This is a genomic window from Caulobacter sp. P4_E5 (assembly GCF_056401555.1).
Genome location: NZ_JBFUJD010000035.1, coordinates 13,786 through 33,166, shown reverse-complemented (window position 1 = coordinate 33,166; position 19,381 = coordinate 13,786). Strand labels below are relative to the sequence as shown.

24 protein-coding genes and 1 pseudogene are annotated in these 19,381 nt (G+C 68.8%); 20 read left to right on the top strand and 5 right to left on the bottom strand.

Features of this window, described 5'->3' with window-relative positions; all coding sequences use genetic code 11:
* The first annotated feature begins 13 nt into the window (after nt 1–13).
* Genes AC1DSO_RS12750 through AC1DSO_RS12740 form a run of 3 tightly spaced genes read left to right on the top strand, consistent with a single transcriptional unit; the run spans nt 14 to nt 1,577 of the window.
* On the top strand, nt 14–412 hold the full coding sequence (locus AC1DSO_RS12750) for an ArsR/SmtB family transcription factor (RefSeq protein WP_477069167.1): 399 nt from the start codon (nt 14–16) through the stop codon (nt 410–412).
* On the top strand, nt 409–894 hold the full coding sequence (locus tag AC1DSO_RS12745) for an SRPBCC domain-containing protein (RefSeq protein ID WP_477069166.1): 486 nt from the start codon (nt 409–411) through the stop codon (nt 892–894). The genes AC1DSO_RS12750 and AC1DSO_RS12745 overlap by 4 nt, the downstream gene beginning before the upstream one ends.
* The gene (locus tag AC1DSO_RS12740) at nt 891–1,577 is read left to right on the top strand and encodes a glutathione S-transferase family protein (RefSeq protein WP_477069165.1); all 687 of its coding nucleotides are present in this window, start codon (nt 891–893) and stop codon (nt 1,575–1,577) included. Before AC1DSO_RS12745 ends, AC1DSO_RS12740 begins: the two co-directional genes overlap by 4 nt.
* A 249-nt stretch (nt 1,578–1,826) precedes the next feature.
* Here AC1DSO_RS12740 and AC1DSO_RS12735 read toward each other — a convergent pair whose 3' ends face one another.
* Entirely contained in the window at nt 1,827–2,036 is a 210-nt protein-coding gene (locus tag AC1DSO_RS12735) for a cold-shock protein (RefSeq protein ID WP_047407565.1), read from the bottom strand.
* Nucleotides 2,037–2,316: 280 nt separating this feature from the next.
* On the opposite strand from AC1DSO_RS12735, the gene AC1DSO_RS12730 reads away from it, so the two are divergent.
* Both AC1DSO_RS12730 and AC1DSO_RS12725 read left to right on the top strand, forming a co-directional pair.
* Nucleotides 2,317–2,496: a hypothetical protein gene (locus tag AC1DSO_RS12730; protein ID WP_477069164.1), complete on the top strand. Its 180-nt coding sequence runs from the start codon at nt 2,317–2,319 to the stop codon at nt 2,494–2,496.
* 75 nt (nt 2,497–2,571) lie between these two features.
* Complete coding sequence (locus AC1DSO_RS12725; RefSeq protein WP_477069163.1) at nt 2,572–2,736, top strand: hypothetical protein; 165 nt, start codon at nt 2,572–2,574, stop codon at nt 2,734–2,736.
* 39 nt (nt 2,737–2,775) lie between these two features.
* Here the strand turns inward: AC1DSO_RS12725 and pgsA are convergent, their stop codons facing one another.
* Nucleotides 2,776–3,393: a CDP-diacylglycerol--glycerol-3-phosphate 3-phosphatidyltransferase gene (gene pgsA / locus AC1DSO_RS12720; RefSeq protein WP_477069162.1), complete on the bottom strand. Its 618-nt coding sequence runs from the start codon at nt 3,391–3,393 to the stop codon at nt 2,776–2,778.
* A 149-nt stretch (nt 3,394–3,542) separates the two neighbouring features.
* Here pgsA and AC1DSO_RS12715 point away from each other — a divergent pair, with 149 nt between their 5' ends.
* The 3 genes from AC1DSO_RS12715 (at nt 3,543) to AC1DSO_RS12705 (ending at nt 6,756) form a co-directional block, all read left to right on the top strand.
* Complete coding sequence (locus tag AC1DSO_RS12715; RefSeq protein ID WP_477069161.1) at nt 3,543–5,213, top strand: sensor histidine kinase; 1,671 nt, start codon at nt 3,543–3,545, stop codon at nt 5,211–5,213.
* Nucleotides 5,213–6,109, top strand: a complete 897-nt coding sequence (locus AC1DSO_RS12710) for a kinase (protein ID WP_477069160.1) — start codon at nt 5,213–5,215, stop codon at nt 6,107–6,109. Before AC1DSO_RS12715 ends, AC1DSO_RS12710 begins: the two co-directional genes overlap by 1 nt.
* A 206-nt stretch (nt 6,110–6,315) precedes the next feature.
* Nucleotides 6,316–6,756: a hypothetical protein gene (locus AC1DSO_RS12705; RefSeq protein ID WP_477069159.1), complete on the top strand. Its 441-nt coding sequence runs from the start codon at nt 6,316–6,318 to the stop codon at nt 6,754–6,756.
* On the opposite strand, the gene AC1DSO_RS12700 is transcribed toward AC1DSO_RS12705, so the two are convergent.
* Nucleotides 6,757–8,178: a hypothetical protein gene (locus AC1DSO_RS12700; protein WP_477069158.1), complete on the bottom strand. Its 1,422-nt coding sequence runs from the start codon at nt 8,176–8,178 to the stop codon at nt 6,757–6,759.
* Nucleotides 8,179–8,338: 160 nt separating this feature from the next.
* On the opposite strand from AC1DSO_RS12700, the gene AC1DSO_RS12695 reads away from it, so the two are divergent.
* Nucleotides 8,339–9,448: an HPP family protein gene (locus AC1DSO_RS12695; RefSeq protein WP_477069157.1), complete on the top strand. Its 1,110-nt coding sequence runs from the start codon at nt 8,339–8,341 to the stop codon at nt 9,446–9,448.
* 248 nt (nt 9,449–9,696) lie between these two features.
* On the top strand, nt 9,697–10,359 hold the full coding sequence (locus AC1DSO_RS12690) for a glutathione S-transferase family protein (RefSeq protein ID WP_477069156.1): 663 nt from the start codon (nt 9,697–9,699) through the stop codon (nt 10,357–10,359).
* 121 nt (nt 10,360–10,480) lie between these two features.
* Here the strand turns inward: AC1DSO_RS12690 and AC1DSO_RS12685 are convergent.
* A pseudogene (locus AC1DSO_RS12685) lies at nt 10,481–10,546 on the bottom strand (hypothetical protein); the annotation flags it as partial.
* Between the two features lie 77 nt (nt 10,547–10,623).
* Here AC1DSO_RS12685 and AC1DSO_RS12680 point away from each other — a divergent pair.
* The 10 genes from AC1DSO_RS12680 (at nt 10,624) to AC1DSO_RS12635 (ending at nt 18,270) form a co-directional block, all read left to right on the top strand.
* Entirely contained in the window at nt 10,624–11,049 is a 426-nt protein-coding gene (locus AC1DSO_RS12680) for a VOC family protein (RefSeq protein ID WP_477069155.1), read from the top strand.
* A gap of 204 nt (nt 11,050–11,253) precedes the next feature.
* Nucleotides 11,254–11,727: a transcription elongation factor GreA gene (gene greA / locus AC1DSO_RS12675; RefSeq protein WP_477069154.1), complete on the top strand. Its 474-nt coding sequence runs from the start codon at nt 11,254–11,256 to the stop codon at nt 11,725–11,727.
* Between the two features lie 98 nt (nt 11,728–11,825).
* A complete protein-coding gene (locus tag AC1DSO_RS12670; protein WP_477069153.1) occupies nt 11,826–13,016 on the top strand; it encodes a mitochondrial fission ELM1 family protein in 1,191 nt (396 codons plus the stop codon).
* 273 nt (nt 13,017–13,289) lie between these two features.
* Nucleotides 13,290–13,415, top strand: a complete 126-nt coding sequence (locus AC1DSO_RS12665) for a hypothetical protein (RefSeq protein ID WP_477069152.1) — start codon at nt 13,290–13,292, stop codon at nt 13,413–13,415.
* A gap of 43 nt (nt 13,416–13,458) precedes the next feature.
* Nucleotides 13,459–14,166, top strand: a complete 708-nt coding sequence (locus AC1DSO_RS12660; protein ID WP_477069151.1) for a cytidylyltransferase domain-containing protein — start codon at nt 13,459–13,461, stop codon at nt 14,164–14,166.
* Entirely contained in the window at nt 14,163–15,143 is a 981-nt protein-coding gene (pseG, locus tag AC1DSO_RS12655; RefSeq protein ID WP_477069150.1) for a UDP-2,4-diacetamido-2,4,6-trideoxy-beta-L-altropyranose hydrolase, read from the top strand. The genes AC1DSO_RS12660 and pseG overlap by 4 nt, the downstream gene beginning before the upstream one ends.
* Nucleotides 15,144–15,430: 287 nt before the next feature.
* Nucleotides 15,431–16,285, top strand: a complete 855-nt coding sequence (locus tag AC1DSO_RS12650) for an SDR family NAD(P)-dependent oxidoreductase (protein WP_477069149.1) — start codon at nt 15,431–15,433, stop codon at nt 16,283–16,285.
* Between the two features lie 65 nt (nt 16,286–16,350).
* A complete protein-coding gene (locus tag AC1DSO_RS12645; protein WP_477069148.1) occupies nt 16,351–17,574 on the top strand; it encodes a DUF418 domain-containing protein in 1,224 nt (407 codons plus the stop codon).
* Nucleotides 17,575–17,634: 60 nt separating this feature from the next.
* On the top strand, nt 17,635–17,922 hold the full coding sequence (locus AC1DSO_RS12640; RefSeq protein ID WP_477069147.1) for a type II toxin-antitoxin system RelE/ParE family toxin: 288 nt from the start codon (nt 17,635–17,637) through the stop codon (nt 17,920–17,922).
* Nucleotides 17,923–17,955: 33 nt separating this feature from the next.
* Nucleotides 17,956–18,270, top strand: a complete 315-nt coding sequence (locus AC1DSO_RS12635; protein ID WP_477069146.1) for a HigA family addiction module antitoxin — start codon at nt 17,956–17,958, stop codon at nt 18,268–18,270.
* Here AC1DSO_RS12635 and pseI read toward each other — a convergent pair.
* The gene (gene pseI / locus AC1DSO_RS12630) at nt 18,267–19,337 is read right to left on the bottom strand and encodes a pseudaminic acid synthase (protein ID WP_477069145.1); all 1,071 of its coding nucleotides are present in this window, start codon (nt 19,335–19,337) and stop codon (nt 18,267–18,269) included. The genes AC1DSO_RS12635 and pseI overlap by 4 nt on opposite strands.
* Nucleotides 19,338–19,381 lie beyond the last annotated feature (44 nt).

Genomic DNA, 19,381 nt, shown 5'->3' with positions numbered 1-19,381 from the left:
AGACGTTAAATGAATGACCGATCATCTCTCCACCACCTTCGCCGCCCTGGCCGACCCTACCCGCCGCGCCATCCTGGCCCGGCTGGCTGCCGGCGAGGCGTCGGTCAACGAGCTGGCCGAGCCGTTCGAGATCAGCCTGCCGGCCGTCTCCCGCCACCTGAAGGTGCTGGAAGGCGCGGGCCTGATCAGCCGCACCCGCGAGGCCCAACTGCGGCCCTGCAAGCTGGAGCCCGAAGCGTTGAAACAGGCGTTCTCATGGATGGAGACCTATCGCCGCTTTTGGGACGACAGCTTCGACCGCATGGCCGCCTATCTGGCCGAGCTGCAGACCCAGAGCGCCCAGACCGCCCAAACCAAGGCCTCGCAGCCCTCAAGTCTCAAGCCCCCCAAGCCCACGGAGCCCAAGGCATGACCGATGTCGCCTCCCCTACCCCCTCGCCGGCGACCTCGGTCGTGCAGGACGACGAACTGCTGATCGAGCGGATCTTCGACGCCCCGCGCGACCTGGTCTTCTCGGTCTGGACCCAGCCCGAACACCTGATGCGCTGGTGGGGGCCCAAGACCTTCACCGCGATCGGCATCGAGCAGGACTTCCGCGTCGGCGGCGCCTACCGCTTCGGGATGCGCAGCGAGGAAGGCCGCGAGATCTGGAAGTCGGGCGTCTACCAGGAGATCGTCCCCGGCGAGCGCATCGTCATGACCTTCAAGTGGGAGGACGGCGCCTGGGACGTCGACAACCTGGTCACCGTCACCTTCCTGCCGATGGCCAGCGGCCGGACGCTGCTGCGCTTCCACCAGACCCCCTTCAAGACCGTGGCCGCCCGCGATTCCCACATCGGCGGCTGGACCAGCCTGTTCGAGAAGCTCACCACCTATCTGGAGACCGTCCAATGAACGCCCAAATCTCCCTTGGGACCCAAAGCCCCCCCGTCGTTTCCGCCTTCGCCTGGGTGCCCGACTTCGCCCGCGGCCACGTGCGCGACCTCCGCGTCCGCTGGGCCCACGAAGAGGCCGGCCTGCCCTACGGCGTCCAGAAGCTGGCGACCGGCGAGAACGCCGGCGCCTATCGCGACCAACAGCCCTTCGGCCAGGTGCCGGCCTATCGCGACGGCGAGGTCGAGATGTTCGAGAGCGGCGCGATCGTGCTGCACATCGCCGAGCAGTCGGAAGTCCTGCTGCCGCGCGACCCGGCCGGCCGGGCCCGGGCCCTGACCTGGATGTTCTGCGCCCTGAACACCATGGAGATCCCGATCGGCAGCCTGGCCGACATCGACATCTTCAACACCGGCGCCGAGTGGACCAAAGAGCGTCGCCCGGCCGTCGAGGCCTGGGTCCGCAAGCGCCTGGCCGAGCTGGCCCTGCGCCTGGGCGACAACCTTTATCTGGACGGCGATAGCTTCACGGCTGGCGACCTGCTGATGACCGACGTGCTGCGCAACGCGCCCGCCGCCCTGCTGGCCGAGCAGCCCAAGCTGGCGGCCTATGTCGAGCGCTGCACGGCCCGCCCGGCCTTCCAGAAGGCCATGGCCGCCCAGCTCAGCGACTTCACCGGCGCGCCGCCGCCCGGGTGGAACTGAGGAGGCGAGGCCTTACCGGCTAGAGCTATTTTACGTGTCATCCCGGAAGCCTCGCAGAGGCTATCCGGGACCGCCGGAAGCGCTGAGCGTCTAGCGCTCCCGGCTCTCCGCTGCGCTGCGGCCGGGATGACAGGATATTTTGGATCGGCTTCGGGTGGCGCTCCGCCCAACCCGCACCCCCCAAACGAAAATAGGCCAGCGCGAGCGCTGGCCTATTCTTTTGGACCAAGGTCCAGATGCGAGGGTCGATTAGACCGCTTGCAGCTGGCCGGCCGAGGTCTTGCCGCTGCGGCGGTCTTGTTCCAGCTCGTACGAGACCTTTTGGCCTTCGTTCAGCGAGCCGAGGCCAGCGCGTTCAACGGCCGAGATGTGCACGAACACGTCAGCGCCGCCGTTGTCGGGTTGGATGAAGCCGAAGCCCTTGGTGCCGTTGAACCACTTCACGGTGCCGGTAGCCATGGATGAAATCCTTTTAGTCATAGGTGTTCGTCACCCGGGAACGTCCTGGCTGACGATCAAATTTCGTTGGAAGTTCGGGGGGCGCGTCCGGCGCTCCACAGGGGGAGCAAGGAATAGCAGGCCGAGCGGCAGCGAATTCGATGAGCCCATTTAGCCTCAACTTATTTTCGGAATCAAGAAGAATAATTTCGCCGACTTTTCGAGGATAGCCGCACCCAAAGCTCTGCTTCGCGCGTTTTCGTCTTGGGACGACCTTTTATGGCGGCGCCGGAGCTTTACCATGACCTTGATCGAGAAGATCCCCACGCTCAGTGACGCCGAGCTGAAGATTCTGCTGTCCAACGCCCGCCGGCTGGACGTCACCGGCACCCCGGCCCAGCGCAGCGAGGTCGCCATCGTGATCACGCCACTGGAACGCGAGGCCTCGCGCCGGCGCGCCCTGCGCGCGCCGCGCCGCTAGACGGCTCCCTCTTAGGCCTTGCGAGAGTCATAATTGCAATTCATTCTCAGGAGCATCATCGCGAAGGAGACGACGATGGTTCTGCGGATGACGGGCGCCAGTTGGCTGGCCACGATGATGCGATCCGAACGCGCGCCCGACGAACGGCCCGCGCCAGCGCCGGCTTGGCTGCTGGACGACGCCATCGAACCCGAGGTGCTCGAGGCGCTGGAGCGATTGGTGGCGGCCGACGCGCGGTGACCAAGATGCTCCCGCTCGCAGGAGAGGAGCTGGAAGGCGTTAGGTCAGCGCTTTGCGCGCCGCTTCCCAATATTGGGCGCCGGTGATCAGGGTGACCAGGGTGGCCAGCCACAGCAGGGCGTGGGCCACGATCGTGAAGCCGCCCATCAGGCTGGGCTCCGGCGGCAGGCCGAAGGCGCCCCACGACGCCAGGATCAGTTCGGCGCCGATGGCCACCAGCTGCAGGGTGGTCTTCCACTTGGCCAGCAGGGTCACCGGCAGCTTGACGCCCTTGCCGGCCCCGACCTCGCGCAGGGCGCTGACCGCGAATTCGCGGAACAGGATCAGGCCGGCGGGCAGCACGACCATGGCGTTGGGGCCCAGGGCCATCAGGCCCAGCAGGGCGCCGCAGACCAGGATCTTGTCGCCGATCGGGTCCAGGATCGCGCCCCAGACGCTGACCGCGTCCAGCTTGCGGGCCAGCCAGCCGTCGAAGAAGTCGGTCACCGAGGCGACGACGAAGGCGTAGAACGCCCACCGTTCCAGCCGCAGCTGGCTCTCCGCCGTCAGCTGGTCGCTCAGCCACGGCACGGCGCCGGCGGCAGCCGCCAGGGCGACAAACATGAACAGCGCCATCGCGAGGCGCGAGCCGGTCAGGATGTTGGGCAGGTTCTTCATGGCCGTCTCATAACGCACAACTCGCCGACACGGCTACGGCCCTGCTTGTTAACCGAGAGCGCCGATTTTTGGGACGCCGGCCGCGACTTGCTTCGCTATACAAGCTGGGAGAGCGACGGCGCTCTTGTCGCAGCGGGCGCGCCTAGCGCATGAAACGGCTCGGAGAGGGTGATTTCGGCGAGCGTCGCCGCATCGGTTCGGTGCGCGGCCGGCTCGTCCTCCTGACCGTCAGCCTGCTGGCGCCCGCCCTGATCTCGATGGGCTTCCTGCTGGCCGGAGCCGACCGGGAGTCGCGCGGACAGCTCTACCAGCAGCTGGTCACCACCGCCCGGGCCCTGTCCGGCGCCGTCGACCGCCAGGCCGCCACCGGCATCTCGATCGCCGAGACCCTGGCCACCGACCAGGCCCTGATCAACGGTGACTGGGCCGGCTTCCACGCCCGCGCCGAGCGCGCCACCGAGCGCCGTTCCGGCTGGATCGTGGTCGCCGACGCCGACGGCCAGCAGGTCGTCAACACCCTGAAGCCCTACGGGACGCCCCTACCCCGCATCAAGCGGCCGGCCTCCGAGGCCAGCGCCTATTCGGCTGGCCGCAGCAAGGTCTCGGACCTGATCGCCGGGCCCGTGGCCCGCAGGCCGGTGATCACCGTCGGCACGCCGATCATGGTCAAGGGCCGGCTGTACGTCCTGTCCTATGTCGTGGAGTCGGCCTCGTTCACCTCGGTGTTCCGCCAGCAGCGCGTGCCCGACCGCTGGGTCGCCACCCTGCTGGACAACAACCGCCACGTGATCGCCCGCTCGCGGCTGAACGAGAAGTTCACCGGCGCCCTGGCCTCCAAGGACATGGAGGAGAACCTCCGCCACTCGACCGAGGGGGTGAACAAGAGCGTGTCTCTGGAAGGCGTGCCGACCATGGTCGCCTACACCCGCTCGCCCCAGACCGGCTGGACCCTGGTGGTGTCGATCCCGCGCGAGGAGCTGACCAGCACGGTCAACCGCTCAGTCGCCCTGGGCAGCGGCGTCTTCCTGCTGCTGCTGATCATCGGCATCGGCCTGTCGCTGCTCTATGCCCGCCGCATCAATGACGAGATGCGCCAGCTGGTTCTGGACGCCAACGCCATCGGCCGCGCCGAGACCCTGCCGCCCGCCAATCCCGACGCCCTGGAAGAGATCGCCGCCGTCCACGCCGCCCTGCGCGCGGCCTCGCGCGAGCTGAAGGCCCGCGAGGAGCGCCAGGGGGTGATGATCAACGAGCTGAACCACCGGGTGAAGAACACCCTGGCCACCGTCCAGGCCCTGGCCCGCCAGACCTTCGCCAAGGTGAAGGGCGCGCCGGTCGAGGTGTTCACCGATCGGCTGATCGCCCTGTCCGGGGCCCACGACCTCTTGACCCGCACCGGCTGGCGCGAGGCCGAGATGGCCGCCCTGGTCGAGGTCAGCCTGGGCGCGCACGTCGACCGCGTCGATCGCGCCGGCCCCGACGTGGCCCTGGCCCCGCATACGGCCGTGGGCCTGTCGATGGTGTTCCACGAGCTGGCCACCAACAGCGCCAAGTACGGCGCCCTGTCGTCGCCAGAGGGCCGCGTCGAGGTGTTCTGGCGCGTCGATCCGGTGACCGACAAACTGGCCTTCACCTGGCGCGACATCGGCGGTCCGCCCGTCAGTCCGCCCAAGACCCCCGGCTTCGGCACCCGCCTGATCGAGAGCTCGATCCGCCGCGAGCAGAAGGGCCAGGCGCGGTTCGACTTCCGCCCCGACGGCCTGGTCTTCGAGGCCAGCCTGCCGCTGCCCGAGGCCGTGCGCTGGAGCAACGCCTTCTGATGGCCGACGAAGCCGCTTTGGTGGCGGCCTTCGCCCGCGACGAACGCCTGCCGCCGGCCTTCGCCGACCTCGCCGCCCGCCTGCATCGGCCGCTGGCCGCGCGGATCGCCGCGTGGGCGGCGAGACGCGAAAGCCCGCTGGTGGTCGGGATCTGCGGGCCGCAGGGCTCAGGCAAGTCGACCCTGACGGCGCTGGTCGCCTGGCTGCTGGACGCCCGCGGCCTCAAGACCGCCGTCCTGTCGATCGACGACCTCTACCTCCCCCGGCCCGAGCGCCTGCGGCTGGCCGACGAGATCCATCCGCTGCTGGCCACGCGCGGCGTCCCCGGGACCCACGATCCCGGCCTGGGCCTGGCCGTGCTGGACGCCCTCGCCCAGCCGGAGACTACCGCCCTGCCCCGCTTCGACAAGGCGCAGGACGACCGCGCGCCGCCGAGCGACTGGCCGTCGTTCGAGGGCCCGGCCGACGTGGTGCTGCTGGAAGGCTGGTGCGTCGGTACAAGGCCACAGCCGTCCGAGGCCCTGGCGGCGCCGGTCAACGCCCTGGAGCGCGACGAGGACCCTGACGGCGCCTGGCGCGGCTTCGCCAACGTCGCCCTGGCCGGATCGTACGCGGCCCTATTCGCCCGGCTCGACCGCCTGGTGCTGATGACCGCCCCCGACTTCGCCGTGGTTCGCCAGTGGCGCGGCGAGCAGGAGGCGCGGCTGCGCCAGCGTCTCGAAGCCCAAGGCCGCGACCCGGCCCTGGCCATGGACGAGGCCGCCCTTGACCGCTTCGTCGCCCACTACGAGCGCCTGACCCGCTGGATCGCCGACGACCTGCCCGCGGCCGCCGACGTGGTCGTGCGGCTGGACGCGCAACGGCGGCCGGCGGAAAGCCTGGCGCTTAACGCCTAGGTCGATCTCAAATCACTGCCTTCCTCGCCCTCGTGGCGAGGACCCATGGCGCGGCCGGGCTCAGCGGTCGCTAGCGGAGGCCGCCAGCGTGGACGCGCACGGCCTCACGCCCCGGCCGCTGAACGCTGGGCCCTAGGCACAAGGCCTAGGGAGGCAGGGTTTTGCTGGGCTAGGCACGGTCAAGCGCGCTCGCTAATCAGCGTTCCATGACCGCCTACACCAACGACGACATCGCCGCCTTGGCCGAGCGCCTGCTGGACCGCACCCTGCCCAAGGACCAGTGGACCCATGCGGCCCACCTGACGGCCACCCTGCGCCTGGTCCGCACGCGCGACGCGGGGCTGGAGCGCGACCTGCCGGGGATCATCCGCGCCTACAACGTCGCGGTCGGCGGGGTGAACGACGACCAGAACGGCTATCACGAGACCATCACCCAGGCCTATCTCGCCGCCATCCGCGCGTTCGTGGCCGGCCTGCCGGCCGAGATCGGCGACGCCGAGGCCGCGGCCCGGCTGCTGGCCACCCCGATGGGCGACAAGGCCTGGCCGCTGACCCACTGGTCGCGCGAGCGGCTGTTCTCGGTGGACGCGCGGCGCGGCTGGGTGGATCCGGACCTCAAGCCCTTGGACCACCCGCCCGAAGCATAGCTAAGGCGCGTAAGGCCCGACGCGCTCGTGCACGACCGCCTGACGATCGACATGGATCCGTCGCCAGGCGGGATTGGCGTCCAGGACCGCGACGGCCGGGTCATCGGGCGTGAAGATCGTCCAGGCGACACGATGGTCGCGGGCCAGCTTTTCCAGCGCGGCGGGGTCGGGGCTGACGGCGGCGAAATAGGCGGCGCTGAACGCGTCGCCGTACATGTCGGCGCGGCCGTCGATGAACGGCCGGACGCCCTTGTAGATCAGATAGCCGCCAAAGCCGTAGCCGTTCAGGACCGGCCGGGCCTTCAGCTCCGCCGGCACGCTGGCCAGCGCGGTGACCGGGCTGTTGAGGCCGTCGCCCCGCTGCAACGGCAGGGCCAGGCGCAGGCCGGCCAGGGCGAGACAGGCGACGCCGAAACCGACCAGCCAGGCCCGGGGCGTCCGGGTGCCTCGCGCCTCGTGCCCCAGCGCCTCGGCCAGCGGCCGCGCCAGCAGCAGCGGCGCGATCGCCACCAGCACCAGCTGGTGGCGGACGTGCTGCAAGGCCATGAACAGCAAGGCCAGCAGCAGCAACAGCCGGATCGGCGGAACCTTCACGCCTCGACCCAGGCAGACGAACAGGGTCGCCAGCAGAGCGGCCATGAACGGCGTGACGTGCGAGAAGTCCTGGGCTCGCCACTCCGTGATCTGGGGCAGCACGGTCATGGTCATCAGCTGGAACGGAAACAGCAGCGCCCGGGGCCCGTGCGGGGTGACCACCGCGCAGGCCAGGCTGACCAGGCCGAACAGGCCCCAGTCGCGCAGCACCTTCATCCGGTCGGCGCCCGGCGCGGTCAGGGCCTCCAGCCCGAACGCGCCGGCGACCACGAAGCCGAACACATAGCTGCCGTGCAGGTTGGCCCACAGCGTCATCAGCAGGGCGAAGGCCAGGCGCGGCGCCCGGTTCGCGTCGCGCGCCGCCAGCATCTCCAGGGTCCAGGCCAGCAGCAGCGGCAGCATGAACAGGTGCGGCCGGACCAGCAGGCTGCCGCCCATGCAGGCCAGGGACAGGGTCGTCGTCACGACCAGGGTCAGGCCGCCCAGGTCGCGCGACAGCCGCCGGGCCAGCAGCCAGGCCGAGCCGCCGGCGACGGCGGCGAACAGGACGACCACACCGCTCCATCCGGCGACGCGGGCGGCCAGGGCCATCAGCGCCTCGGACAGCCACTCGTGCGCCACCCAGGGATGGCCGGCCATTGTGTAGGAGAACACGTCGCGGTCGGGGACGCGGCCGTGGGCCAGGATCCACTCGCCGGTGGCCATGTGCCACCAGGTGTCGCCGTCGTTGAGCGCCTGGGGCGCGAACAGCACCACGGCCGCCATCACCAGCGCCGCCGCCAGCGGCGTGGCGAGGCGGGCGAGCGCGGTCTCGGACGGTTGGGTCACGGCGGCCTCCCCTTCGCCAAAAGGGCTAAACCCAAGGCCTGAACAGACCGTTGTCTGGCCCCCGGATCAGCGCGCGTCGGCGCCCTTAAGGGGATTTCTTGAACCGGCTGTACAAAAAACGGAAGGACCGCGCGACAGGCTCGGTCTATGTGCGATTTCCATGACCGATCGCCTCCACGCCTACCTGCGCGGCCCTCTCCTGCGCGGCAAAAGCCCCATCCGTCCGATCGACGCCCTGCGCGGCGGGGCCGGGGCCTTGCTGGGCCTGGTGTTCGCCGGGATCCTGGGACGCTTCGCTGTCGGAGGCGGCGACTGGCTGCATCCGCTGCTGGTGGCGCCGATCGGGGCCTCGGCGGTGCTGGTGTTCGCCGTGCCCGCTAGTCCGCTGGCCCAGCCGCGCGCGGTGCTGGGCGGCAACATCGTCTCGGCCCTGGTCGGGATCACCGTGGCCATGCTGTTTCCGCAGCAGCCTCTGGTCGCCGCGCCCCTGGCGGTCGGGACCGCGATCGGGATGATGATGCTGCTGGGGTGCCTGCACCCGCCCGGCGGGGCGGTGGCCCTGATCTGCGTGATCGGCGGGCCGGCGGTGACCAAGGCCGGCTATCTGTTCGCCTTCAATCCGGTGGCGGTGGACTCGCTGCTGCTGGTCGGCGCCGGGATGCTCTGGGGCAAGGCGACCCGGCACTCGTATCCGCACCGGGTCCCCGCACCCGCCAGTCCGCACCACACCCAGGACCCCGCCCCCGCCGCCCGCATCGGCTACAGCCCCGTCGACCTCGACCAGGCCCTGGCCCGCTACGGCGAGCTGCTGGACGTCAGCCGCGAGGACCTGGACGCCCTGTTCCGCGAGGTCGAGCTGTCGGCCGCCCAGCGCCTGCACGCCCAGATCCGCTGCGGCGACGTGATGTCGAGGGACGTGATCAGCCTGCACCACGACCAGTCGGCCGAAAGCGCTCTGGCCTATATGCGCGAGCACGAGCTGCGCGCCGCCCCCGTGGTCGACGCCGACGGCCGGGTCATCGGCATGGCCCGCCGCGCCGAGCTGCAAGCCAACCGCCGCCGGACGGTCGAGGCGGCGCTGGATCCGTTCGTGCACAAGGTCATGGAAAGCACGCCGATCGCGGCCCTGCTGCCGATCCTGTCCAGCGGCCACACCCACGAGGCCATGGTCGTCGACGGCGACCGCCGCCTGATCGGCGTGATCACCCAGACCGACCTGATCGCGGTGCTGTACCGCGCCCATATCGTCGAGGCGGTGGTGGGGGCTTAGGGTTTCATCCCAGCGCCCCCTCCGTCACGCCGCGTATTCGCGGCGCGCCACCTCCCCCGCTTCGCAAGGGAGGAGGAAACCGTCCCCCTCCTCACCCGTGAAACGGGGGAGGTGGATCGACGCCGAAGGCGGCGAGACGGAGGGGGCGTCGGGCCACGCCCGCCATGCATTTCCCACGCCAAGCCTTGCCGAACGCCGATCCGGCGACCATCGTTCGCGCGACAAAAAACAAAGCGGGAAGCGTCCGAATGATCGTCGTCCACCACCTCAACAACTCGCGCAGCCAGCGCGTCCTGTGGCTGCTGGAGGAGCTGGGCCTTCCCTACGAGATCAAGCCCTACCAGCGCGACGCCCAGACCATGCTGGCCCCACCCGAGCTGCGGGCCATCCATCCGCTGGGCAAATCACCGGTGGTCACCGACGGCGACAAGGTGATCGCCGAGACCGGGGCGATCGTCGAATATATCCTGGAGACCTATGGCCAGGGCCGGCTGATCCCGGCCGTCGGAACACCCGAACGCCTGCGCTACACCTACTGGCTGCACTATGCCGAGGGCTCGGCCATGACGCCGCTGCTGCTGAAGCTGGTGTTCACGGCCCTGCCCAACCGCGCGCCCGGCCTGCTGAAGGGCTTGGTCAAGGCGATCGCCGCCAAGGCCCAGGCCGGCTTCGTCGATCCGCAGCTGAAGGCCCATGTCGACTACTGGGAGGCCGAGCTTGCCAAGTCCGAATGGTTCGCCGGCGCCGAGATGACCGGGGCCGACATCATGATGAGCTTCCCGTTGGAAGCCGGCGCCGCCCGCGCCGGGGCGTCGAACCGACCGCGCGTCAAAGCGTTCCTGGACAAGATCCACGCCCGCCCCGCCTTCCAGCGCGCCCTCGAGCGCGGCGGGCCGTATGCCTACGCATAGAGGGTTGCTGCCAAAAACCATCATGCGCCCGCGCTAGCGTCCGGACTCAATTGAGCGACTACATGACTGAGAGACATCAAAGCTCTTAAACCTCGTCATCCCGGAAGCCTCGCAGAGGCTATCTGGGACCCAGGGGCCGACGCACTGCGGTGGCCCCTGGGTCCCGGCTCTCCGCGCGACGCGCTCCGGCCGGGATGACGAGGGGATGGGCGTTGTTCAATTGATCACGGACCCTAGCGTCCGCCACCCCACAAGGAGGACCTCATGAAGATCGTCACCAGCCTCAGCTTCAAGGGCGAATGCCGCCAAGCCTTTGATTTCTATGCCCAGGTTCTAGGCGGCAAGGTCACCGCCGCCTTCCCGTTCGGCGAGGGCCCGCCCGACATGCCGGTCGATCCCCAGTACAAGGATTGGCTGATGCACGCCTGGCTGGACGTCGGCGACCAGTCGATCATGGGCGCGGACATGCCGCCCGAGTTCGCCCCCAACATCGACAAGCCCAAGAACGGCTTCGACGTCACCTACCACACCGACGACCCGACCGAGGCCCGCCGGGTGTTCGACGCCCTGTCCGAGGGCGGCAAGGTCGGCATGGCTTTCGCCCCGACCTTCTGGTCGCCCGGCTATGGCAGCTTCACCGACAAGTTCGGCATCCCCTGGATGATCAACACGGTGCCGAAAGAGGGCTGAGGCTGTCGGCACTATCCCGCGACAACCGAGGGAACGGGGACAGCCGGGCGACGTTTAGCTTCGCCGACATCGCCCGGCGCTCGCCCCTATAGCCAAGCTCGCCCCTTGCTTATCGGGAACTGGGCGCCTATCCTCCCAGCCCCCGGTGGCGTGCGCCCGCGACCGGAAGTCTTTCCTCCCAAGGCGTCCGAGCTAAAATCCGCAATGGAAAAAGTGCCGATGACCGTCGCGGGGTATCAAACCCTCGACGAAGAACTGAAGCGTTTGAAGACCATCGAACGACCGGCCGTGATCGCCGCGATCTCGGAGGCGCGCCAGCATGGCGACCTGTCGGAAAACGCGGAGTATCACGCCGCGAAAGAACGTCAGGGCTGGATCGAAGGCCAGATCGCCGAGATCGAGGACAAGATCGCGCGCGCCCAGGTGATCGACGTGTCGAAACTGTCGGGAAAGCAGGTGAAGTTCGGCGCGACCGTGTCGGTGATCGACGAGGACACCGAGGACTCGGCTCGCTACCAGATCGTGGGCGAGCACGAGGCCGACGTGAAATCGGGCCGCATCTCCGTGTCCTCGCCGCTGTCGCGCGCGATGATCGGCAAGGAGGTCGGCGAGGTGGTCGAGGTCAACACCCCCGGCGGCACCAAGGCCTACGAGATCCTCAAGGTGGAGTGGCTGTAAGGCGGTCTTCCGCCCCAGCTGCGCCATAAATACGGTTCAATGGAGCGAGGCCGCTTTTCGAGCGGCCTTGTTTCGTTTGCGTGTCCAGGGTCGGTGATTTGACCGAAGCTCCCAAAACCGCGTCGAAGGCTCCGCCCCTCAAGATCTGGGCCGTGTCCGACGGACGCGCCGGCATCGAGGCCCAGGTCGTGGGCCTGTCGGAAGCGATCGCACGCCTGGTCCCCTGTGAGGTCGAGATCAAGCGCGTGGCCTGGAAGGGCCGCGTCGGTCGGCTGCCGTGGTGGCTGAACCTGCTGCCCAAGCGCTGGCTGACGCCCGAAAGCGGCATTCCCCAGAGCAAGGGGCCCCAGGACAAGGACGGCGAGTGGCCCGATCTGTGGATCGCCGCCGGCCGCGCCACCCTGCCCCTGTCGATCCGCGCCAAGCGCTGGTCCGGCGGCAAGACCTATGTGGTCCAGATCCAGGATCCTCGCGTGCCGGCCACCATGTTCGACCTGGTGATCCCGCCCAAGCACGACCGCATGTCGGGCGACAACATCCTGGCCATCACCGGCTCGCCGCACCGGGTGACGCCCCAGCGGCTCGCGGCCGAGTACGAAGCGTTCAAGGCCCTGATCGATCCCCTGCCCCGCCCGCGCGTGGCGGTGCTGGTCGGCGGCCGGTCCAAGGCCTTCGACCTGTCCAGCGAGCGCGCGGCCCAGATCGCCCACTCGATCCAGATCCCGCTGGAGCAGGAAGGCGGCTCGCTGCTGATGACCTTCTCGCGCCGCACGCCCGACGCGGCCCGAGCCCTGATGACCGCGCGCCTGCGCCACCTGCCCGGCATGATCTGGAATGGTGAAGGCGCGAACCCCTATTTCGCCTTCTTGGCGGCCGCCGACTACATCCTGGTCACCGAGGACTCGACCAACATGGCCACCGAGGCCGCCTCGACCGGCAAGCCGGTGTTCGTGCTGAAGATGGACGGCTCCAGCCTGAAGTTCCGGATGTTCCACGAGGAGCTGGAGAGCCAGGGCGCGGCGCGGCCCTACGGCGGCGCCTTCCATGGCTGGACCTACGAACCTGTCAACGAGACCGACCGCGCGGCGCGGGAAGTGCTGGCGCGGATCGGAGTGGCGATCCCGGAGGCGGCGATCCCCGAGGTGGCGATTGAGGCGCCGGTGGTCGAGGAGGTTCCGAAACCGAAGCGCAAGCCTCGGGCGAAGGTGATTGAGGCGGTCGTCGAGGCGCCCACGAAAAAGCCCGCGCCGAGGCCGAGGAAGCCCCGGGCGGCCAAGCCGAAAGCTTGATTTTTCCGGTTGCGAGGACGCGAATGTTCGCACAATGTTCTCGCCATGATTGAACTGCCGATCATACGCCCGCCAAGCAAGGCCGCCCGAAACGAGCAGCGCAAAGCGTTGGCGGCGACTTGTAATGCGGCAGCCGTGGCGCTTCTGGCTTCGGCGCTCCTCCAACCCCTGGTGTCAGGTCACGCCAATTCCTGGCTCGTCGCGGGCGCTCTGGTGGGCTTCATTGCCCTGCAAGGCGCTCTGCACTACATTCTGTATCGAGTGGAGGACTGAATGGATCCCGTCTTTCAATCGTTGCTGATCCTTCTGGTGTTCATCGGCTCCGCTTTCGGCGTCCATTGGTTCTTCATGCGCGGCTACTACCGCGAGCAGAAGAAACAGCGCGATCGAACGCTCTAGAAGCCGCCTTGTCCTGGTGTCCTTCCCCAGGCGATACCAGCGTATGATCCTCGCCATTCTTCAGGCCCGCATGAGCTCCACCCGCCTGCCGGGCAAGGTGCTGATGCCGATCGTGCGGCAGCCAATGATCGTGCGGCAGATCGAGCGCGTGGCGCGCGCCAAGCGCATCGACAAGCTGGTGGTGGCCACCTCCGACCGTCCCGAGGACGACGCTATCGAGGCCGCTGTCTGTCGCGAGGGGATCGCGGTGTTCCGAGGCTCATTGGACAACGTCCAGCAGCGCTTCATCGGGGCCCTGGACGCCCATCCGGCCGAGCACGTCGTGCGGCTGACCGCCGACTGCCCGTTGGCCGATCCCGACCTGATCGACGCGACCATTACGCTATGCCTGTCCAAGGCCGCCGACTACGCCAGCAACACGCCCGAAGGCCACGCCCACCCCAAGGGCACGGACGTCGAGGTGATGACCGCCGCCGCCTTGCGCCGCGCCGCCGCCGCCCCGACGCCGGAAGCCCGCGAGCACGTCACCTGGGACCTGAGACGTCAGTCCGGGAGCAGCGCCTGGCTGCCGTGCTTCCCCGACCAGGGCGCGGTGCGCTGGACCGTGGACCGGCCAGACGACTACGCCTTCGTGGCCTCGGTCTACGACACCCTCTATCCGAAGAACCGGGCCTTCACCTCGGACGACGTCCGGGCCTTCGTGCGCGGCCGTCCCGACCTGGCCGACTACGGCGGCGATCGGCGCGTATGACCAGGATCCTGTTCATCTGCGCCGCGGGCGCCAGCGTCGGCGGGGGGCACGTGATGCGCTCCCTGACCCTGGCCCGCGCCCTGGCCAAGCGCGGCGCGGTCTGCGCCTTCAAGGCCACGCCCGAGGTCGCCAAGGTCCTCGACGCCTTCGCTCCAGAGATGCCCCGCGCCGAGGACGACCAAGGCTTCGACGCCCTGGTGTTCGACAGCTACGCCCTCGCCGCCGACGACCACCGCGCCATGGCCAAGGGCCGGCCGACCCTGGTCATCGACGACCTGGCCGACCGCCCGCTGGCCGCAGAGCTGGTGCTGGACTCCGGCCCGGCGCGACGGGCGCAGGACTATGCCGGCCTGGTCGCCCCCGAGACGCGGCTGCTGCTCGGCCCCGCCTACGCCCCCGTGCGGCCGGCCTTCGCGGCGCTGCGCGAGGAGGCCCTGGCGCGGCGGGCCGGGACCCCGCCGGTGCGGCGGATCCTGGTGTCGCTGGGCCTGACCGACGTCGGCGGCATCACCGGCCGCGTGACGGCCCTGCTGGAGCCGATCGTCGGTGAGGTTGCCCTCGACCTCGTGCTGGGCGGCGGCGCGCCCAGCCTGCCGGCCCTGTGGGCCCTGGCGGCCGACGACCTGCGGCTGGAGCTTCATGTCGACACCCAGCACATGCCCGGCCTGCTGCTGGAGGCCGACCTGGCGATCGGGGCCGGCGGCTCCACGACCTGGGAGCGCTGCGTCCTGGCCCTGCCGACCCTGACCCTGATCCTGGCCGACAATCAGGTCGCCGCCGCCCGGGCGCTGGAGGCGGCGGGCGTGACGCCGTGCCTGGACGTCGCCGCGGCGGACTTCGACACCGCGTTTGTGACGGCCGTCGAGGGCCTGCTGGCCGACGGCCGCCAGCGCGCGGCCCTGTCGGCGGCCAGCGCGACGGTCTGCGACGGCCTGGGGGCCGACCGCGCGGCGGAGGCGTTCCTGGCCCTGGTCTAGGGCCAATCGACATTGATCTGAGGCAGGTACAAATCCCATCGCCTTCCTGGGCCCTGTGCCCAGGACCCATGTTCGAGGCCGGTGTGGACTCTTTGGGTTCGCGCCGCCGAAAGACCGTGAACTCAGCCTCAAATTCCGTTGAAGCTGAACCCTGGGTCCTGGGCACAAGGCCCAGGAAGGCGGGTAAATTCAACGCACAGTGAATGTCGATTGCCACCCCCCGCGAAAGCTCTAGCGAACGCCGTTCACTTACCGCATCCTCGCCCGCGACAATGGGAGGGCGGAAGATGGCGCGGGCGAAATCGGTGGTGGTCACGGGCGTGTCCACCGGCATCGGCTGGGGCGCGGTCAAGGTGCTGACGGCCCAGGGCTTCCACGTGTTCGGCAGCGTGCGCAAACAGGCCGACGCCGACCGGCTCTCGGCCGAATTCGGCGCGGCGTTCACGCCGCTGCTGTTCGACGTCACCGACGAGGCCGCCGTCCGCGCGGGCGCCCGCCAGGTCGAGGCGGCGCTGGAGGGCGAGACCCTGGCGGGCCTGGTCAACAACGCTGGGATCGCGGTGGCCGGACCGCTGCTGTACCTGTCCATCGACGACTGGCGCCAGCAGCTGGAGGTCAACCTGACCGGGGTGGTGATCGCCACCCAGGCCTTCGCGCCCCTGCTGGGCGCTGGAACCCGGGTGAAGGACCCCGGCCGGATCGTCAACATCTCGTCGGTCGGCGGCCGCAACGCCAACCCGTTCATGGCCCCCTACTGCACCAGCAAGTTCGGGCTGGAGGGGCTATCGGAATCCCTGCGCCGCGAGATGCTGCCGTTCGGGGTCGACGTGGTGGTGGTCGCGCCGGGCGCGGTGGCCACGCCGATCTGGGACAAGGCCGACCAGATCGACACCGCCCGCTATGCCAACACCGTCTACGGCCCGGCCCTGGAGCGGCTGCGCCAGTACATGCTGTCGATCGGCAAGTCCGGCCTGCCGCCCGAGCGGATCGGCGAGGCCATCGCCACGGCGCTGACGGCCCCGAACCCCAAGGTCCGCTACGTCGTCTCGCCCTCGCCCATGCAGGTGCTGATGACCGAGGTGCTGCCCAAGCGGACCCTGGACCGGATCACGGGCAAGCGGCTGGGCCTGCTGCCGGAATAATGGATTTAGCATTGTAATTCCACCTGAGCTGGCCCAGCATCGCGAGGTTGGCGTCGGGGGAATCAATGCCGAAGGATCGCATCGTCCTGCTGGACTCGCTGCGGGGTCTGGCGATCCTGGGCATCCTGCTCTGCAACATCCCGCTGGCGTTCGAGCCCGAGAGCGTGGCCGAGAGCGTGCCGTTCTGGCCGCATGGCCAGGCGCCCGCCAGCCTGGCGGTCTGGTGGATCACCCAGGTGTTCTTCCAGCAGAAGTTCTACACCCTGTTTGGCCTGCTGTTCGGGGCCTCGGTGCTGCTGGTCGGCGGCCCAACTGCGGGGGAAGGGGGCGGCGACCGCTCGCGAACCACCATGATCATCAAGCGGCTGCTGGCCTTGCTGGTGATCGGCTTCCTGCACGGCCTGTTCCTCTGGCAGGGCGACGTCCTGTCCTACTACGCCCTGATCGGCCTGGTCGTGCTGCTGGCCCGGAGCTGGTCGCCGCGCTGGCTGCTGACGGCGGGGATCGCGCTGCACCTGGTGGTCAACGGGCGGAAGCTGTGGCGGTCGCTCGGCCGCGCCGCGACCTTCGACAAGCCGATGCCGCCGGAGATGCTGGCCCGCATCGCCAAGGACACCCGGGAGCAGACCGCCGCCTACTCCGGCGACTTCGCCAGCTCCCTGGCCCAGAACGCCCACGGCTACTGGGACTTCTTCATCGGCTCGTGGAAATGGTTTCCGACTTGGCCGCTGATCGTGGTGGCCTTGATGCTGATGGGCATGGGCCTTTTCAAGATCGGCTGGCTGAAGGGTCAGGCCTCGCCGGCCGTGCACAAGGCGCTGGTGGCGATCGGCGCCTCGGCGATGGTGCTGGTGGCCGCCGTCGAGAGCTTCTACCTGGCGGTCCCCTCGCACCCGATGCTGTTGGGCGGCCTAGCCTATTGGATGCAGAGCTTCACCGCCCCGGCCGTCAGCCTGGGCTATCTGGGCCTCTTGGCGCTGGCGGCCAACGCCAAGATCTGGCGCGCCATCCCCGCCACGCTCGCCCCCGTCGGCCAGATGGCCTTCACCAACTATCTGATGCAGTCGGTGATCATGACCGTGCTGTCCTACGGCGGCCGAGGCCCGGCGCTGTACGGCAAGCTGGACCGTCCGGCCTTGGCTGGGATCGTCGTCGCCACCTGGATCGCCCAGATCCTCTGGTCGCACTGGTGGCTGAAGCGCTTCACCATGGGTCCGCTGGAGTGGGTCTGGCGTCTGGCCTATCGCGGGCGGACGCCGCTGCGGCTGCCGGCGGAATCCGTATCGTAGCGCGACACGAACCCTTGCGATTTGTGTCGCGCTACGATACAGCTCCACTCGGAGGCGTCGATGGCTATCCAGAGCTTCAGGGACGCGCGAGCAAAGGCGATCTTTGACGGGATTGATCCCGGCAAGGGCTTCCCGTCCGATCTCATCCGCGCCGCGAAGCGCAAACTCGCGATGCTGAAAGACGCCACCACGTTGAACGATTTGCGTTTTCCACCTGGAAACCGTCTCGAAGCCTTATCCGGCGACCGACAGGGTCAGCACTCGATCCGGGTGAATGATCAGTTTCGACTGGTCTTTACATGGACGGATGCCGGTCCGGCGGACGTGGAGTTCGTGGATTATCATTGAGCGTGCCAGCGCTCGACCGAGAGGAAAAAAGCGATGGAAGCCCACATCGCCGACCCCAGCGATCCCCTCGCCCCCGTGCATCCGGGTGAGATCCTGCTGGAGGAGTTCATGAAGCCATACGGCCTGACCGCTGGCCGTGTCGCCGCGCGATTAAACATAGCGCGGCCACGGATCGAAAAGCTGGTGCGTGGCCAAACCCCGATCACCATCGATACGGCGTTGCGCCTGGAGCGCTTGTTCGGCTCCAGTGCTCAGTTCTGGCTGAATCTGCAGAACAGCTACGACCTGGACATGGCCAAACGTGGCACGGCGCCGGACATCGCCAGCATCGAGCCGTTCGCCGCCTAGCCCACCATCGACCAGTCCAGCGGCTCGCCACGCGCGATGTCCCGGGTGGCGGCTCGGCCCAGGACGTTGTCCAGCTCGGCGGGCGGCAGGCCGTTGCCGGGGCGGACCGAGCGGATGTTGGCGCGGGTCAGGGGCTCGCCGGCCTTGACGTCGGCGGTCACGTATAGCGAGCGGCGGAACAGCAAGGAGGCCTGCTCGGCGCCCAGCACGTCGTAATGCGCCGCGCCCAGGGCGGCCCAGGCGTTCTTGGTGTCGTCGACCAGGGCCTTGAACTCAGGCGGCTCCAGGCTGAAGGCCGCGTCGGGACCGCCGTCGGCGCGGGCCAGGGTGAAGTGCTTCTCGACGCAGCAGGCCCCCAAGGTCACCGCCGCCACCGAGGCGGCCGTGCCCGGTGTGTGGTCCGACAGGCCGATCGGGCAGCCGAAGCGGGCGGCCATGTCCGGGATCGTGCGAACGTTGGCGTCGGCGAAGGTGGCCGGATAGCTCGACACGCAGTGCAGCAGCAGCACGCCCGCCGCGCCGGCGCCCAACGCGGTGTCGAGCGCGGTCTGCATCTCCTGCAGGTTGGCCATGCCGGTCGAGATGATCAGCGGCTTGCCCTTGGACGCGGCGTATTTGATCAGCGGTAGGTCGACCGCCTCGAACGAGGCGATCTTGAAGGCCGGGGCGTCCAGGCTGTCCAGCAGGTCGACGGCGGTCTCGTCGAACGGGCTGGAGAAGATCGTCACGCCGCGTGCGCGGGCCCGCTCGAAGATGGCCGCGTGCCACTCGAACGGGGTCTGGGCCTCCTGGTAGAGCTCGTACAGGGTGCGCCCGTCCCACAGGCCGCCGTGGATCTTGAACTCGGGCCGGTCGACGTCCAGCGTGATGGTGTCGGCGGTGTAGGTCTGGATCTTGATGGCGTCGCAGCCGGTCTCGGCCGCCGCGTCGACCATCTGGAGACACCGCTCCAGGCTGCCGTTGTGATTGCCCGACAGCTCGCAGATCACATAGGGCGAGAAATCAGCGCCGATCTTGCGGCCATTTATCTCTATGAAAGGAGGGATCTCGATGAAGGGGGCGGACATGGACGGATGACCCGGAAACGTGGTTGCCGGCAGTTTAACCCCTC